This window comes from Bifidobacterium sp. ESL0775 (genome assembly GCF_029395475.1).
GTDB lineage: Bacteria > Actinomycetota > Actinomycetes > Actinomycetales > Bifidobacteriaceae > Bifidobacterium.
Genome location: NZ_CP113917.1, coordinates 956,033 through 973,317, shown reverse-complemented (window position 1 = coordinate 973,317; position 17,285 = coordinate 956,033). Strand labels below are relative to the sequence as shown.

Genomic DNA, 17,285 nt, shown 5'->3' with positions numbered 1-17,285 from the left:
TGACGACATGGTCTTCGGCACACATGGCTATTTCACACTATTCGTAAGAGCATCACATTCTTCTTTGACTTTCTTAGGGTTATCAAACCAGTATTCTTGAATCAAAGGAATGAGTTCGTAACTGACAATTGAACTCGCGAAATTCGGATCGTTGTCATCGTTGTTTTGGCAGAAATAGCTGTGACCGATGCAGAAACCTTCGCCTAAGGTTTCATCACCCGCAATCTTGTCGTTGAGCTTTCCGACTGCCTTTACCAGTGCTGATAATTTCGAATCATGACGCCCCTCGATTAAATCAGTGAATTTCTTGTTTTTAAGTGCAGGTTTCATCGTAAAGAATGTGAACCGCCGCCTCAACGCATAGTCGATAAGTGCCAGACCACGGTCGGCTGTGTTCATCATGCCGATGATATACAGGTTTTGGGGCACATAAAACGGTTCTTGCGAAACCGTAAGAGTCACGCTCTCGTCAGGACCACGGTGGTCGGCTTCAATGGTCATCAATAGCTCACCGAAAACCTTGGAGATGTTGGCCCGATTGATTTCGTCGATAATGAAGAAATATGGCTCATCAGGATGGGCAATAGCTTTCCGCACAAACTGGACGAAAACACCCGGCACCTTTTCAAATCCCTTGCCATCCTCGGTCGGCCGGTAACCATAGACGAATTCGTCGTAGCTCGTATTCTGATGGAATTGCACGAATTCGATATGCCCACCATCTTTATGCCCCAATATGTCCCACGCAAGCCGTTTTGCGGTGAATGTCTTGCCAGTGCCCGGAGCACCTTGCAGAATGACGTTTTTCTTGCGTTCTAGCAACTCTTTCAGCTCATCCAAATCAGAAGAAGTCAAAAAGACATCATCCAGGAAATCCTTGTCGCCATACGGTTCCACCTCGGCTTTGCTTATCGGCGAGGACTCGGACTCAGCTGAAGTCTCTGGTTTATCGGTATACAGCGGATATCTCGAAAGATCCATGCTGTTAAGCGCTTCAATCACTTCAGAGCGCAATTTCCATTCATAATTTCCCGACCGAGGTTTTTTGACCTTCCGACCAAGACACATTACTGTCCAATACTCAAAAGTTCCGCTTTGCTGGTCGACATCCGCTAAACCGAATTTTTTCGCGACTTTCTCGCTCAAGGTAGAGACGTTGCTCGAATAAAAATTCGGCTCTCGTTTATACAGATCAGCCAATTCAACGCATGTCATCCCCTGAGGATGCTCTACAAGGCTTGCAAGCGTAATAAGATTATTCGTCGTCGTTAGATCGGGATTGGCAAGTACCGACTCCCATTCTGTTGCCGTGAGACCTGTATTTCGATGCTCCTCATCTGGAAACCACCCATCACGATTCCATGCTTTCAATGAAATCTCAGGAAAAGATTCCATAGTCGATTCTTTCACCTTGTGCAAAACATCAAAATAACCTTTACCGTCAATCGGCGATACAGGTCTGACCTGAAATTCCATATCAATATACTGTTTTGTATTACTGTCCAAGGACAGAAAAGTGTTAGGCCGCATCCAAAACAGACCCATTGTCTGCCTTGCATCAGCAATGAATTTGTGAGCTCTCATCCGATCAAACGAATCAATAAAATCTTGACGCGTTGAGATCTCCGAGCCACCATCTGCATAACGTATAGCAGCTTCGAACATGTCCCAATCATGTTCAACTATGTCGTTGCTTCCATCCCAATATTCTCAAAGCTGCGGATTATTAACAGGAACTCCCCCAAAATCTGTTGGCAATGTCATCTGAATTCCAAAACGCGAAAGAATGATTCTGATAGCATCAATGCGTTTATCACGTTGACTCCGTTTTCCGTTGAACATCGCGAAGAAGGTGAACGGATCCATATCATCAAACCGCTCTCCCAGAACCTGCTCAGCGATGTCGACCAGCACGCCGTGATTATCTCGATAATCCAAAAGCTTGGTGGCAATGGCTTCATAAACCGGAACCCAAGTGAACTTTTGCTGCTGTTTTATCTCATCTGACGTCCCTGTCATCATCGCTCCTTTGCACGGCACTGCCGCTTTCGACTCTAACTTCTTTTCATTTATGCTACTCGAATCATTCGAATACATTACAAATCAATAATCGCTGCTATCAAGAAATCTTGATTTTTCGCCTAATCCCTTCTTTAGATACCGGTATTCGTCTCTATCAGTGTTACCGTGAGTCCAATAAATGGATTGCAGGATACAAGTAAGTATGTGAATTATACAAGAAAAGCCAATTCAGTCAACGATAAAAGTATGTACATGAAAGGATGTATGCTTATTATGAAAGCTGAAAGTCCAATACGGTTCGAACGATCGGCACGGCATCATTACGACGAGCTGTCACTCAGCGACTCAATCGTCTTAGAGATGATAGCGAAAGGGATGATTTACTATGCGTTTCTAGATCCAAAAGATTTATCCACCCCAGAAGTCAATAGACCATTACCCGTCATATTCCTGACGTGCTGGATGCCGCCGGACACGCTCGGAAGCGGTATCGCTGAAATTCTGCTGTATCTGGACGGGAACCACACGACGGTATTCCATGTGGAACAGCTGACACAGGTTTGGGAACGATATTGGAGGGCTCATGATCCGGAAGCAGGAGAAAAACTGAGGGCATTGAGATAAACGAACCGCAACCTATTCAACAAATCGATTCAAAATTATAAGAAGAGAACATGGCTACTTTTGAAGAATACAAAGACTATCTGGCTCATCCTCAACATGACCTGGAAAAAGCGCCTCTGGCTGACGGCTCTGGTGAAGACGCCAGGCAATTCGGCGCGGCTCTAACCAACCCAGATAGCGATAAACAAGAGCTGGTCAAAACCGTCATGGGAAGGCCGACGCTTGAAGAACAGCTAAGAGGTAGGAGGCGGTCGGTTCAGATTCACCTGTCTTTTCCTGCAACGATGAAGGAATATGCCAAGGCTGCCACCAAAAGAGAGAATCTTTCCAACATGAGCGAATACTTGCGTAACTTGGTTGAAAAGGACGCGGAAGCGCACGACGTAAAACTTTCCACGCTTTAAGTATGCCAATTTCACGTCTCCGGAATCATCCTCAGGAATGATTGCGAAATTAGTGGGATTCCTGTAATTTATGGAATATCTGTTTTCCAATCGGCGGTCAATGAAGATGGGCGGAGGCAATGGCGAGCGATATCAGGACCTCAGGCAACGACGGGACGCACGCCGTCCCCGACTCAGCGCCGCCGCCACGGCGGCCGCGCGAATTCGTCAGTATCCACAATCTTCGCAAGGTCTATGCGGTCGACGACGACAAGGTGGTCGCCCTCGCACGTATCAATCTCGAAATCCCACGCGGGCAGATCTGCTGTATTTTCGGGGAATCCGGCTCTGGCAAATCGACATTGTTGAACCAGATGGCAGGAATGGAGAAACCGACGAAGGGATCGGTGCATATCGGCCACAACAACATCTCGCAAATGAGCGAGCGCGAGCTGGCCGCGTTCCGCCAGCGTCATATCGGCTTCGTCTTCCAGTCCTACAATCTGCTCCCCCACCTGACAGCCGTTGAGAACGTGGCGATGCCGCTGATGTTCTGTGGAATCGACAAAGTAGCGCGGGAAGCAAAAGCAAGCAAAATGCTCAAACGGGTCGGCCTCGGCAAACGGCTCAAGCACTTCCCCTCGCAGATGTCCGGCGGACAGCAGCAGCGGGTGGGCATCGCCCGCGCGTTCATTGCCAAGCCGGAGGTCGTCTTCGCCGACGAACCGACCGGCAACCTCGATTCCAAGACCAAAAACGAAGTGATGACGATGATGTGCGCCTTCGCGCGGCACTATCGGCAGACCCTGGTGCTGGTCACCCACGACGAGCACATGGCGCAGTACGCTGACCGGATCGTCACCCTCTTCGACGGGCATATCGTCGGTGATGTGATGACAGAAAATATAGCCGTCCAGAACCATGATTTTATCGATACCGGATTCCTCCGGCCATCGGTTTCGATACCACACATCACAGCAACGTCAGGCGATGGTCAAGCGGATCTTGCCCGCCTTGCGAACGCGAACAGCCAACAACAGACTATCCGCGCAAAAGAGCCACGACAATGACCACAGATGTCAGCAGCCACCAACGCATAACCCAACGAACCATTCACCACCACTGAGCGAAGGAGCCCACATGAACCAGAACGTATCCGTGCACGATCAACCACCGACGAGCCATCTAAAAAACGATATCTCTTCCGTAAGCTCCGCGAACGGTGGGATATACACGTCCGAATCCCCGCATGACATCAAAGATCCAAAGGTGGCGACCGGCAATCACCACCGATTCGCCGCACTGCTTGCGGTCGCGGTGACGCTGGTGATGCTGTGGGTTCCGTCATTTTTCATGCACCACGGTACGGCGAACGCCGAGGAAACAGACGAGTCCATCCCCGCCCAACAGATGTCAAGCGACATGGCCAAATCAGGCAGCGCCGCACCTGCCAGTGAACCGATAGCCGGCCCGGTACCCAACGTCATCATCACCAACTTCAACTATGGCAACGGGCCGGTAGCGATCGGCAGCAATTTCAACCTGGTCTTCACCTACCAGAACAAGGGGCAGGTAGCCATACAAAACATGGTGATTACCGTGGACGGCGGCGATATGCTCGCCATCTCCGGAGGCACCAACACCTTCTACGTCTCCTCGCTCTCGGCCGGGCACTCGCTATCCCAGACCGTGCCGATGCAGGCGCTGGCGGACGCGAAAAGCGGCGCGCAGGGCGTCACCATCCATTTCGCCTACGAGTACGTACAGAACAACCAGCGTTCCTCAGCCTCGGCCGACATCAAGGTTTCAGTGCCGCTGAGCCAGCCCACACGCATGCAGATCAACGATCCGGTGATTCCCGAACAAGTCAGGGCCGGCGAAGAGACCACCATCACACTCGCCTACGTCAACAAGGGCAAGGGCGACATCGCCAACCTTGAGGCCACCATGGAAGGCGAAGGGTTCAAGGCCAGCGTGCCCACACAGTATCTCGGCAATGTGGCCAGCGGAGGGAACGGCAGCATCGGCTACCTCTTCACCCCGCAGAAAGCCGGCAAACTCGAGGCGAAATTCAAGGTTTCATATGAGGACTCGGACGGCAAGGCGCAAAGCAAGGAATACCCGATCAGCATGAACGTGGGCGCAAAAGCCGAACCTGCGAATATGACCGTCTCTGAAGAACTGCCCAAACCCAACCCTCTCCCCTTCCTCATCATCGCTGCCGTGGTGCTTATCCTCGTCATCGCGCTAATCGTGGTACTCGTTCGCCGCCATCGCAAAAAGAAGAAGGCCAAGCTCGCCGCAGAAGAGGATGACGACGATTGGGATGATGACATCAGCGACGATAATGTCGCCGCTCTCAATGCCGGAAACCCCACCACGTCATACAACCAAAATGAAACGCCGGCAAACACGCCGACCGTCAACGACAACATGGCAGCCACCGCGGTATTGCCGAAAACTCAGCCTCAATATAGCGATTCCACAACATTGACAAACGGCTCAGAGCTCGGCGACCCGTCAAGCCAAAGCGACGACCGCTTCAAACCGAACGCTCCGGAAGCTTCGCAAGATTCCACTCTGACCTCCGACGAGGGCCGGTCATGAGAGTCGGCGACATCATACGGCTTGCGTTTCAGAATCTGCGACGGCGCAAGTCGCGAACCATCCTCACCGTCCTGGGCGTGATCGTCGGGTCCTGCTCGATTCTCATCATGATTTCGCTGGGTCAGGGCATGAGCGCAGCCAACGAAGCCATGCTCAGGGAAATGGGCGACCTGACCCTGATTACGGTAGGTAGCAACGCAGACGGCAACCCGATGATGGGGATGTCGAGCTCGAACGACGGTGGGAATTCTCCTAAACGACTTAACAAGACCGCATTGACCGTCTTTCGTAACATCGAAAACGTCAAAGCAGTGACACCGATGGACGTACTGAACATTCCGGTAAACGTTACAGCAGGAGCAGGAGGGCGGTATAAAGCCGACCAATACAGCAGTCTAGTGATTCAAGGCATTGACATGACCCAGCTCAAAGCGATGAGCTTCGACATCGTCAAAGGACGCGAGCCGCTGCGCAGCGGCGAAGTGCTTGCAGGCAAGAACACCGCCTATTCCTTTGGCGACAAATTCCGCTCCGACGAGGATTCCTTCCGCTACGCCCCAGACTCAGGAGCCTGCCAATGGAATCCGGAAACCAATCGTTGTGAGACCAGCGACAAGCCGGCTTTCTTCGATCCGCTGACCGTGAGCTATACGGCCTCAAAAGCAGCGGAGGACGAAGACGGACATGGCGGCGGCATCGGAGCCGGAATCACGCGGGACGGGCCCTCAGCGCCACAGGCCGCCAATGTCAACAACCCCGGAGGAACATTCAAGTTCAACGCGGTCGGTACACTCAAAAGCAATCAGACCGCTGGCGAATCGACCCACAACGGCTTTCTGATGAGCCTTGAAGACCTTCAGAAAATGCGCAAGGCCCTCGACCCATCCGCGCCGACACCCTCCGATTATTCGACGGTGCTGGTGAAAGTCGACGACATCTCGAAGGTCGCCCAGGTCCAGAAACATATACAATCGCTCGGCTATCAGGCCACTTCCAGCGAGGATATGCGCAAACAGATGCAGAAGGAATCCAACATGGTGCAATTGGCGTTGGGCGGCATCGGAGCGGTGGCGTTTCTCGTCGCCGCCATCGGCATCGCCAACACCATGGTGATGTCGGTGACCGAACGCACGCGCGAAATCGGCATCATGAAGGCGCTGGGCTGCAGGGTGCGCGACATCCGCCTCATGTTCTTGACGGAAGCGGCGGCGCTCGGCCTGTTGGGAGGGGTGGTTGGCTGCCTTCTGAGCGGACTGGCTTCCTTGGGTATCAACGCCGTCGCCAACAGCGCCACTTCACAGATGACGATGCCAGGGCAGGAAGCCACAAACATTTCCATTATCCCGTGGTGGCTTTACTTGTCAGCGCTCGTCTTCTGCTCGATCATCGGCCTGATTTTCGGATTTGGCCCGGCCAACAAGGCCGTGCGTATCCCTGCCTTTGACGCCATCAAGAATCAGGAATGACTTTGCAGCAAAAAGGTCGGTCAATACCAAAATCGAAATGGCAGAAAATAGCCATTTTATGATTGATATCGACCGACCTTTTTGCTGAACCTCAGCCCATAAACCCGGCGTCTTTGAGATAGCCCTTTCCGGCGGTGACATCGTACTGGATGAGCTTGTAGTCGTGCATCAGTTGCTTGGTCTCCTTGTCGAAGTCGCTTGCGGCCATCGGATGTCCCTTGGGGTCAAGATAGATCGGCTGGCCTTCGGGGATGCGTGACCAACCCTGGATCTGGTTGACCACGGGCGGCTCCATCGCGGAAACCTTGCCGTGCAGCTGGGTCAGGAAGGCGAGGAAGGGCGTGACCTTGGCGTTGGTCTGCTCGGCGGCCTGCGCCATGAAGAAGTTCGGCGAGGAATATTCCCCGTCGGGGCTCTTGTAACCCTGCCTGCCGCTGGCCTTGTTCGACCAGATGAAGTAATCGGTGGTGTGCAGCGCCAGGGAGTTCTTCTGGTCGGCCGAGGCGGTCTTGTAAATGCCGGGCAGGTGGTCGCCGTAGAAGACGACGGTGACGGGCTTATCGAGCGAATCCATCTGCTCCAGGAACTTGGCGGTGGCCTTGTCGGTGATGTTGGCGCCTTTGGCGTAAGTGTTGATCGACTCGTTCTCGTCGGCACCGAGCGGCTGCGACGGATCGGTGGATTCGGCCTTGAAATCATTGCCCTTGTACCAGTTGTGATACGGCATGTGGTTCTGCATTGTGGCCAGCTGGACGAATTCGTTCTGCGGGTTCTTCTTCATCGATTCGTAGACGCTCTGGTAGGCCGAAGCGTCGGAAACATACGGCGAGGAATCGATCTTCTGGCGATGCGCGATGACCTCCGGCGGCTCCAGCGAGTAGAAGTGCGAAAAGCCGAACTTCTTGTAGTTGTTGGCACGCAGGTACATCGACGGTTCGTAGGGATGGAAGGCCACGGAATGCTCTTTGCTCCCCCACAGCTGGTTGATGGTCGGCGTCCACTTTTCACCCGGAATGAGCTGCTGGTACGGGCTCGTGAGCGACGGATCGAAATTAACCATCGACATGCCCGTGAGGCTCATATACTCAAGGTTCGCGGTGCCGCCGCCATAGCCTGAGGAAAGCATGTAGCCGCCGGTCGTGTGCTGCTTGATTTCGCGTGTATTGGGAATCGGATCGTGATTGATCCTGAGCCCCGGCACGCGCGACGGGTCGGAATACGATTCGGAAAGGATGAAGACGACGCTGCTGTCGTCCATCTTGGCCGTGCGAGTCTTGTTGATCTTCGCGGCCTCCGCGGAGTAGCGCTTGGCGACCTGCTTCATCGTCGCCTCGTTGTAGTCGCTGGGTTGATCCATCACCTTGGGATGGGCCTGACCCAGGAACGAGACCAGAGGCCCGTTACGCTGCGCGTCGTAGACGGAATCCCACATCGAGGGGATGTAGCCCATGGTCTTGGCGAAGGAATTGGTGAAGGTGTTGATCTGCCCAACCTGATAGCTGAAGCCTGTCACCAGCAACAGAGGCACTATAATCAGCACGATACGCAACGCGGCACCAAGGCTTTTGCTCTTTGCATTGCTGCCATTTCCTTTATTATCGACATCATTATCTTCGACATCGCTTTTATTCGCGGCTTTGCGTCGATTAACGCCATCATGGCGTACGAAACCGAACACCTTCCCATGCCTTGCGTCGAAATGACTCAACGCGACAAACAAGGCGATGACCGCCACTATCGCGATGATGACAGCCGTGATAAGACCGCCCGACCCCGAGGGAATGAAACTCATCAGCGACCCCGCGTCGCCGTTGGAGACGAAACTCAGATCGGAGGGGAGAATCGTCTCATAGCGAACGCTCACCTTGAAATGCTCCACCACGGCGATGACGATCACTAAGACGAACATGACGGGTGTGGCGATCCAGAAGCGGTTGAACGCCATAATCACAGCGAGATAGATAAGTCCCAACAGCAGCAAATTCAGCACAAAGACGAAATTGCCCTTCTCCCACATCTTGGAGATCATGCCCCACACCCCGGTCAGCGGGCTGGCGAGCTTCACGCGGGTATCGTTCTGGGAGACGCCCTGCTGCAAAATGAGCGCCATGACGATGTCGAAGACCAGGAACAGCAGCGCGTAAAGCCAACCGTGGATATGCAGACGTTGCGAGCCGGAACGTTTCTTGCCGGCCCCGACCACGAAATCCGACGACGCATCGCCCGTCCCTTTGCCATCCAACGTCTCGTCTCCGGGGATTGCCTTGTTTTCAGCGCCGTCCATACCCTTACCGTTCTTTTCCTTGAGCTTCACCATGCCATGACCATATTCGCATTCGTCGATAATCATCCGGCCCTTTGCCCTGAGCCAAACATATTACCCGGGCAACACGCGTTTCCGCCTTTCAACGCACCGCGAGAACCGTGCCAATCCTCGCCCGCCATCCGTCATTGCCCACAATCATATCGACACAATAATATATTCCATTCCGGAAACGTTGTGGTTCTGAAATCATTCCTGCGACCGATTTCCACCATCCAGCGCATGCGTCTAGAATCGTCACGTAACATATCGGCACGGCAAAGGGTAACGAGTAACGATGGATTGGTTCTACAACATACAACTGCTCAAGGGATGGCTTCCGACCACCATAGAAGTGGCCACCCTTGTCGGCTGTATTCTGCTTGTCGTGCTCAAATCGAAGAGCGGATGGTTCAAGCCTCTGCTGCAGCAACTGGGTTGGGGCGTCATCGGCGGCCTGGTCGGCTACTTCGTCGTCTGGCTGCTTTCCGATGTCTTCATGGTTTTCGGCGTCAGCTTGGGCAGCAAGGTCGAGATCACCATCACGTACGGCATCGCCGTGATCTCCATATTGCTGGCCGCATGCGTGGATTCGGGGAAGATTCGCCGTATCATCGCGATCGTCACCGTCATCCTGGCGCTGATCACCTGCCTGTTGCACGTGGACGGCATCTATGGCGAGTACACGACAATGGGCTCGTTGTTCGGCCACAACCAATTTTCCAAGCTCGACACCGATAGCATCCGCAAGGCGACGGAACACCAAACCAACACCGTCGAGGATTGGCAGAAACTGGGCAAGGAAGACAAACTGCCGGCCATGCCCAAACATGGCGAGGTCCACTCGGTCGACATTCCGGCCACGGCCTCGCATTTCAAGGCGCGCACCGCCAACGTGTACCTTCCGCCGGCGGCGTTGAGCAAGAACCCGCCGAGGCTGCCCGTCATGATCGTGCTCGCGGGGCAACCTGGCACGCCGGACCGTTTCTTCAACGCGGGCCAACTCGGGCAGAAGCTCGACAAGTACGCGGCGAAACATTACGGTTTGGCCCCCATCGCAATCTCACCGGACCAGAACGGGTCCATCACCCACAACTCCCTGTGCTCCGACACTCCCGTGTACGGCAATGCGGAGACCTATCTGACCCGTGATGTCACCGATTGGGTGAAAAGCAACCTGCCTGTCGAGAAATCGCCAGACAAATGGCTCATCGGCGGCTTCTCGCAAGGAGGGACCTGCGCCACGCAACTCGGTCCCGCACATCCGGGCATCTACGGCCATATCTATAGCGCGGGCGGCGAGATAGAGCCTACCAGCGGCTCACACAAGAGCACCGTCAAACATTATTTCGGCGGGAATGAAAAGGAGTTCGACAAGCATGTCCCGATCTCCATCATCAACCGTCATGCGCCCTCCAAACAGACATGGTTCTCGGCGGCGGGCCAGATAGACAGCAAATCGCAGAAGAACCAAAAGGCCATCAGCGCCGCGGCCATGAAGGCGGGCATGTCGGTGACCACGGTGATCGTCAAGGACAACGGGCACGATTGGCACACCGTCAACGCGGGAATGACGACGCAGATCGATCTGTTCGGCACTGAAACCGGGCTGGGCAAAACCGGCAAGGACATCGACTCCTACCCGCTGTTGGAAGTCGTGGCGGCCAATACGAACAAATTCAGCGACTGACCTTGGAGCAAACATGAGACAGCATCGACCCCAATCTTGTTATCGCATCAGATAAAATGGTGTCACGAGTGAAGAATGAAAGTTGTTGAGATGCAGAATAACGTTGAGAACAGCACCGGCCAGGCCGGGAATGTATCGACCCCACCGGCCGACGGCAGGCCCGTCGGCAACCCTGAAGCCAAAACGAACCCGCAAACCGAACGCCCCAATGGCAAAGGGCAGCCAAACGGCAAAGGCGACAAAGCCGGCAAACCCAACAAATCCAGAAAAGGCGGCCCCTCAAGCTGGACCGTGCTCGGCCGCGATCTGATCAGCTGGCTGCGTGGGCATCTCTTCGCCATCATCGTCGCCGCGGTCTTCCTGATCGGCAACGTCATCAGCATGGTCTTCTCGGCGATCCGCCACCTGCGCGCACCTGCATACGGCAGCACCATGAGTTTGCGGGAGATTCTGCTGGGCAAGCTGGCCAACGGGGCCAAGCCCAACGGCCCGTTCCAACAGCCGCTGCACAGCCAGGACATCATTCCGTGGCTCAAGAGCATCCTGCGCTCCGCGGTGATCGTACGCAGCCCGCTGATGCTGATCGTCTACACCTTGCTGATCGTCGTCATCCTGGCGGTGGCGCAATCACGCCTCGGCGCTTTGAAAACCACGTTCGCCGCGCTGTTCAGCGCCGTCATCGGCTCCACGCTCGGCCTGCTGGTCTGCGTCCTGGTGGACATGGCCATGCATGACTGGCAGAGCATGGAGCGCCTGCCCGTGCTGCTTTCGCCGCTGACCCTCATCATCGGGGCGCTGATGGCTGAAAGCGCCTACGAATCCGCGCTGTGGCGGCGGCGCATCCTGCTCATCGGCTACACCGTCATCGGCACGCTGCTGCTCTTCAGTGGCAACCCCGGCGACTATTGCACGCTCGGCGCCGCGATCGTCGGCCAACTGACAGGCCTGTTGATGCATGGCCCCGTCAAGGAGCACATCCATTGGGCCAACAGCAGCGACTATGAGATCCGTCGCCTGTTCGCCTTCGCCCAACTGGTGCTCGCCATCGGTCCGCTGCTCGCCCTGACCTCTACCTCGCACCTGGGTCCGCTGACCACCTTCGGCCTCTTCACGTCTTCGGTCTGGGGCGATTCCTCCATGCTCACCCGGTGCAGCGTCAACCGTTCCGTGACCAGTTGCGTGCGTCTGATGGCCAGCCGCCAGCATCTGGCCATGGCGGGGCTTTGGCTGCACTTGCTGCTGCCGATAGCGGCCTTGGCCTTGGTGGCGTGGGGACTCTATCATGGCCGCAGGCTCGCGGCATGGGTCAGCATCGTTTTGAATGGTGCGGCAGTGGTGTTCGCGGTATTGTATTACGTTGTTTTCCCGTTCACCATCACCCCGTTGAGCCCCAGCATGGCCAGCCGTTACAACTTCATGCCGGCGTTCATCACCACCGCGTTGCCACCGTTGGTGCTTATCGTGCTGATGGTGCGTGAGCTTCCCCATTTCAGCGTCAAGGCGGGCCACGGACGCGTGCGCAACGGCCTGATCGCCATGCTGGGCATGCTGGTGGTCACCAGCGCCGTGTATATCGGCTTCGCGGTGGCCTTGCCGAATGATTTCAGACCGCGGCCGACCGTCAAACTGCTGCTGCTTGACATGATGCGCCGCCTGTTGCCCACTGGCTTCGGCGGACGCAAATCCACCGCGCTGATCGTCCCGCAAACCGGAATGGCGACGTTGGTGAGCGAAGGACTGACAGTCCTCTTCTGGCTGACGGTGCTTATCGTCTTCATCCTCTGGTTCCGCGACAACGTCACTCCCGACGAACGCGACCGGAAGAAGGCCGAGGACCTGGTCGCCCTTGGCGGCGAGTCCATGAGCTTCATGACCACCTGGGAAGGCAACCACTATTGGTTCTCCCCCACCGGCCGTTCCGCCATCGCCTACCGCGTCCTGCACGGCATCGCCTTGACCGTCACCGGCCCCTTCGGCGATCCGAATGAATATATGGACGACCTTCGCGCGTTTACCGTGTTCAGCGATTCCAACGGTTGGTCCCCTTCCTTCTATGCCGTTCACGACGACCAGCGCAAGGAGCTTGAATCAATGGGATGGTCCTCCATCCAGGTCGGCACCGAAATGGTCATCAACCCGAGCCTCTGGCAGACGCGCGGCAAGAAATGGCAGGACATCCGCACCGCCATCAACAAGGCCAAGCGCGACGGCATCACCGATGTGCTGACCACATACGACCAGGCCGGTTTCAACATCGACCAGCAGATCGTGGACATCTCCGAACAATGGGCGCAGCTCAAGGCGTTGCCGGAAATGAAGTTCACCCTCGGCGGCATCGAGGAGCTGCGCGACGACCGTGTGGCGTTGCTCTACGCGGTGGACGCCGACGGCGTGGTGCTCGGCGTCACCAGCTGGCTGCCGACCTACCGCGATGGCCGGGTCATCGGCTGGACGCTCGACTTCATGCGCCACCGCACCGACAGCCCCAACGGCATCATGGAATTCCTCATCGCCCGTATGGCCGAGCGCCTGCGCGACCAAGGACAAGCCGACCCAGCCAATGCGGTCGAGTTCATGAGCCTTTCCGCAGCCCCGCTGGCCGGCATGGGCGAGAAGGCACCTGCCGCAGCCGATCAAGCCGTCGAAGGCGATAAGTCCGGAAAGACGGACCAAAAACCTGATCAAGCCGGCCAAACCGCCCAAACCGAAAGCAAGGACACAGGCAAAGGCAACGACACGATCCCAAGCGGTACCGAAATCATCGAACACGCCCTGCAGATCGCGGCGGACGTGCTTGAGCCCGCGTACGGCTTCAAGTCGCTGTTCTTCTTCAAGAAGAAGTTCCAGCCGAGCCCCGCCCCGATCTACATCTGCTATCCGGATTCGGCCAAGCTCGCGCAGATCGGCATCGCCGTGGTCAACGCCTACGTGCCTGAACTCAAGCCGAAGGAAGTCGTCGGAATCGTCAAATCCATGACTTCTGGCGACAAGTCGGACAAGACCAACAAAAAGTAGACAATTCAAAAATCACAGCAGATAACAAAAGAATGGCGCCAACCTCAACCGGGTTGACGCCATTCTGTCGTTCAACGATTCAATGACACGAAATCAACACCGCAAAGGCCTTAAAAATCGGGGTTGCCCTTTGCTTTCGCCTCGGCTTCCAGCCGCTGGCAATCCGGGCAAAGGCCGAAGACCTCAAGCGTGTGCGAGCTGACGGTGAAACCATGCTCCTCGGCCACCTTGCGCACCCATTGCTCCGGCGGCTCAATCTCAACGGTCTTGCCGCAATTCTCACAGACCAGATGGTGATGGTGCTCGCCGTCGTCGCAGATGCGGAACATCTGCTGGTCATTCAAGTGGATGGTGTCGGCTCTGCCGTCGTCGGCCAGCGCGTTCAGCTGCCGGTAGACGGTGGAAAGGCCAATGCCCTGGCCGTCCTCGCTTAAGATCCGATACAGATCTTGGGCCGAGACGAAATCATCGCATCCGGAAAGCGCCTTCAACACAGCGTCCTTCTGCCAAGTATGCTGGCTGCCACGCCTGCCATTGCGCCCGAGCATCCTACGCATGGAACGTTCCTTTTCGTTTTGCCCGTTGGCTAACACGTCGCAGAACCTCTTTCATATCACATCACGCTTATGACCAAATGCTTGGATCATTCCACGGAATTCCTATGGACGTACATGATAGTTTACTCGTTTTTGACCGATTTCGAAAGAGTGTCGAAACCATGATCAAAATGCCGAAAAATCCGCATCAAGCCGGCCATCAACAACGTGGGGATAACAATCCCTTTTGCGAGGCAAGGCACAACCTTATCCACAAGCGCTTTCGCGATTTCTTTATTGTCGCAAATCGTCCCAGCAGCCCGTGGCCTCGAGTTCGTCGACCGTGCGTTGCGTGTCATCGGTAAGCACCGTGATATGGCCCATCTTGCGGTCCTGACGCACCTCGGCCTTGCCATAGTCGTGGACATACCATTCGGGATGCTTGGCGATGAGCTTGCGCGTGAGAGCGACATGTTGGCCCAAGACATTCGCCATCACGGCCGGGCTCAGCAGCTTCGGCTGCGGCAGCGGCCAACCGGCGATACCGCGGATATGCGCATCGAACTGGTCGATGGAGCAGGCCTCGATGGTGTAATGGCCGGAATTGTGCGGACGCGGGGCAAGCTCGTTGACCACCACTCGGCCGTCCTCGGTGATAAACAGTTCGATGGCCAACGTTCCCGCCAGCTCGAAGCCTTTCGCCAACCGCAGCGCCAAGGCCTTGGCCTCTTCGGCGATCCCATCACTGACCTGCGCGGGCGCGATGGTCAGGTGCAGGATGTTGTGGCGATGCTCGTTGCGTACGATCGGGAAGGTGACGAAATCCTTGCCGTTGCCGGAAATCAGGATCGAGGCCTCGAACGCGAAATCGACGAAACCCTCCAGAACCGATGGCGGGAACGTGCCTTGCTTTTCGTCACGCTCGTGAACCTTCGCCAAATCCTCAGGCCCACGCAGAACGACTTGTCCGTGGCCATCATAACCGCCCCGTCGGGTTTTCAACACAGCCGGATAGCCAATCTCTTCGATGGCCTTATCCAAGTCCGCAAGGCTATCCACTTGTCGCCAAGGAGCGGTCTGCGTGCCATGGTCATTGATGAATTGCTTCTCGAAGACACGGTCCTGCGTGACGCGCAACAGATCGGTTCCCTGCGGGACGGCGACGCTGCCACGCACCTCATCGATGGCATCGGCGTCCACGTTCTCAAACTCGTAGGTGAGCACGTCGCTGCGTTCAGCCAGCTCGCGAATCGCGGCCTTGTCATCGTAATCGGCCGTGACCTGGAAATCGGCGACCTGAGCGACCGGGCAATCCGGCGTCGGGTCGAGCACACCGATGCGGAAACCGTGGTAACGCGCGGAAAGCGCCATCATGCGTCCGAGCTGCCCGCCGCCGATGATGCCGATGGTGGCGCCCGGCATCAGCGTTTCGATCTTGCCGTTAGTCTCTTCAGACAAGCTGGGCATTGGATTCCTCCACCTTCTTCTTGAGGCCTTCACGGTAATCCGCGAGCGCCTGTGCCAAGGAATCGTCGGAAACGCTCAAAATGCTGACCGCCAACAGGCCGGCGTTCTGCGCGCCGGAATTGCCAATGGCCGTGGTCGCCACAGGGATGCCACCGGGCATCTGGACGATGGAAAGCAGGGAATCAACGCCGGAAAGCGCATGCGACTTCACCGGTACGCCGATAACCGGCAGGGTGGTCTGCGCGGCGACCATGCCGGGAAGATGCGCGGCTCCCCCGGCTCCCGCGATGATGACCTTGATGCCGTTCTTGCGGGCGTTGTGCGCAAAATCCGCCATCAATTCTGGCGTGCGGTGGGCGGAAATGACTTGTTTTGAATAGGAGACATTGAACTGGTCGAGGGTGTCGCAAGCGTGACGCATCGTCTCCCAATCGCTTGCCGAACCCATAATAACTGCTACTTGTGGTGCGTGAGCTGCCATGATACCTCCGAAGTATCGTTGGGAAACCAGAGCCGGCTCCCACTTTACGCGGCGGGAACGAGAAAATGCGCCTGTTCAATTCCCTGTAAAACGTACGGTTTCACCAAAAATGCCACCGGCATATACCGATGGCATTGAATGATAACTATCGTTTTGTTCGCGCCAGCGCCGGCAAACGGACTCTGAACATTGTCCAGATTACCAGCACCAGATCAGAGGATGACGTCAGTGGACGAGTTCAATCTTGGTGATTCCGGGCTTCTTCGAAGGCCGGTACAGCACGAAACGATGGCCGATGACCTGCACCAGCTGCGCGCCGATCTGGCCGGCAAGGGTCTCCCCGACCTCCTGCTCATCGACCGGGCAGCCGTCCTGCACCACGCCTTTCAGTAGCTCGTGCGATTCGAGCGTCTCCGAAGCCTGCTTCACAGCGGCATCGGTGACCCCGTTCTTGCCAATCCACAGCATCGGCGAGATCTTGCTCGCCAGCGCCTTGAGCTGCTTGACCTGTCGTTTGTTCAATCTCGTCGCCATTTACATCCCATTCCTCGTGATTGCCGATCACACCATACGGCTCCTGCCATCAATGGATTATCGGCAAAGTTCGGTCTTAATGATTTCACTGTATCCTAAAGGCTTGTCCTGCGGATATTCTGGCGGAACCGTCGTAACAGCGAAATGTTAACGCTCTC

The 17,285-nt window shown here is 55.9% G+C and carries 14 protein-coding genes; 7 read left to right on the top strand and 7 right to left on the bottom strand.

The features are described 5' to 3' along the window. Positions 1-27: 27 nt before the first annotated feature. Positions 28-1,665, bottom strand: a complete 1,638-nt coding sequence (locus OZX73_RS03365) for an AAA family ATPase (protein ID WP_277150660.1) — start codon at positions 1,663-1,665, stop codon at positions 28-30. 45 nt (positions 1,666-1,710) lie between these two features. Next, positions 1,711-2,022 carry a hypothetical protein gene (locus tag OZX73_RS03360; RefSeq protein ID WP_277150658.1) on the bottom strand — a complete coding sequence of 104 codons (312 nt, stop codon included), beginning with the start codon at positions 2,020-2,022 and terminating at the stop codon, positions 1,711-1,713. Between the two features lie 273 nt (positions 2,023-2,295). Here OZX73_RS03360 and OZX73_RS03355 point away from each other — a divergent pair, with 273 nt between their 5' ends. The 5 genes from OZX73_RS03355 (at position 2,296) to OZX73_RS03335 (ending at position 7,102) form a co-directional block, all read left to right on the top strand. Further along, entirely contained in the window at positions 2,296-2,646 is a 351-nt protein-coding gene (locus OZX73_RS03355; RefSeq protein WP_277150656.1) for a hypothetical protein, read from the top strand. Positions 2,647-2,696: 50 nt separating this feature from the next. Beyond that, positions 2,697-3,050: a hypothetical protein gene (locus OZX73_RS03350; protein WP_277150654.1), complete on the top strand. Its 354-nt coding sequence runs from the start codon at positions 2,697-2,699 to the stop codon at positions 3,048-3,050. Between the two features lie 212 nt (positions 3,051-3,262). Next, entirely contained in the window at positions 3,263-4,099 is an 837-nt protein-coding gene (locus OZX73_RS03345) for an ABC transporter ATP-binding protein (protein WP_277150910.1), read from the top strand. Positions 4,100-4,169: 70 nt separating this feature from the next. Next, on the top strand, positions 4,170-5,636 hold the full coding sequence (locus OZX73_RS03340) for an ABC transporter permease (protein WP_277150652.1): 1,467 nt from the start codon (positions 4,170-4,172) through the stop codon (positions 5,634-5,636). Further along, the gene (locus OZX73_RS03335) at positions 5,633-7,102 is read left to right on the top strand and encodes an ABC transporter permease (RefSeq protein WP_277150650.1); all 1,470 of its coding nucleotides are present in this window, start codon (positions 5,633-5,635) and stop codon (positions 7,100-7,102) included. Before OZX73_RS03340 ends, OZX73_RS03335 begins: the two co-directional genes overlap by 4 nt. A 91-nt stretch (positions 7,103-7,193) precedes the next feature. Here OZX73_RS03335 and OZX73_RS03330 read toward each other — a convergent pair whose 3' ends face one another. Then, positions 7,194-9,452: an LTA synthase family protein gene (locus tag OZX73_RS03330; protein WP_277150648.1), complete on the bottom strand. Its 2,259-nt coding sequence runs from the start codon at positions 9,450-9,452 to the stop codon at positions 7,194-7,196. Positions 9,453-9,702: 250 nt separating this feature from the next. Here OZX73_RS03330 and OZX73_RS03325 point away from each other — a divergent pair, with 250 nt between their 5' ends. Both OZX73_RS03325 and OZX73_RS03320 read left to right on the top strand, forming a co-directional pair. Then, positions 9,703-11,094: an alpha/beta hydrolase-fold protein gene (locus OZX73_RS03325; protein WP_277150646.1), complete on the top strand. Its 1,392-nt coding sequence runs from the start codon at positions 9,703-9,705 to the stop codon at positions 11,092-11,094. A gap of 90 nt (positions 11,095-11,184) precedes the next feature. Continuing rightward, on the top strand, positions 11,185-14,109 hold the full coding sequence (locus OZX73_RS03320; RefSeq protein WP_277150644.1) for a DUF2156 domain-containing protein: 2,925 nt from the start codon (positions 11,185-11,187) through the stop codon (positions 14,107-14,109). Between the two features lie 110 nt (positions 14,110-14,219). Here the strand turns inward: OZX73_RS03320 and OZX73_RS03315 are convergent, their stop codons facing one another. From OZX73_RS03315 to OZX73_RS03300, 4 genes are all read right to left on the bottom strand, one after another. Next, entirely contained in the window at positions 14,220-14,657 is a 438-nt protein-coding gene (locus OZX73_RS03315; protein WP_277150909.1) for a transcriptional repressor, read from the bottom strand. A gap of 282 nt (positions 14,658-14,939) precedes the next feature. Then, positions 14,940-16,112, bottom strand: coding sequence for a 5-(carboxyamino)imidazole ribonucleotide synthase (gene purK, locus OZX73_RS03310; protein ID WP_277150642.1), 1,173 nt, complete (start codon positions 16,110-16,112; stop codon positions 14,940-14,942). Next, positions 16,096-16,593 (bottom strand): 5-(carboxyamino)imidazole ribonucleotide mutase, encoded by a 498-nt coding sequence (gene purE, locus OZX73_RS03305; RefSeq protein ID WP_277150640.1) that lies wholly within the window; start codon positions 16,591-16,593, stop codon positions 16,096-16,098. The genes purK and purE overlap by 17 nt, the downstream gene beginning before the upstream one ends. 225 nt (positions 16,594-16,818) lie before the next feature. Continuing rightward, positions 16,819-17,127 carry a YhbY family RNA-binding protein gene (locus tag OZX73_RS03300; protein WP_277150638.1) on the bottom strand — a complete coding sequence of 103 codons (309 nt, stop codon included), beginning with the start codon at positions 17,125-17,127 and terminating at the stop codon, positions 16,819-16,821. Between the last annotated feature and the right edge of the window lie 158 nt (positions 17,128-17,285).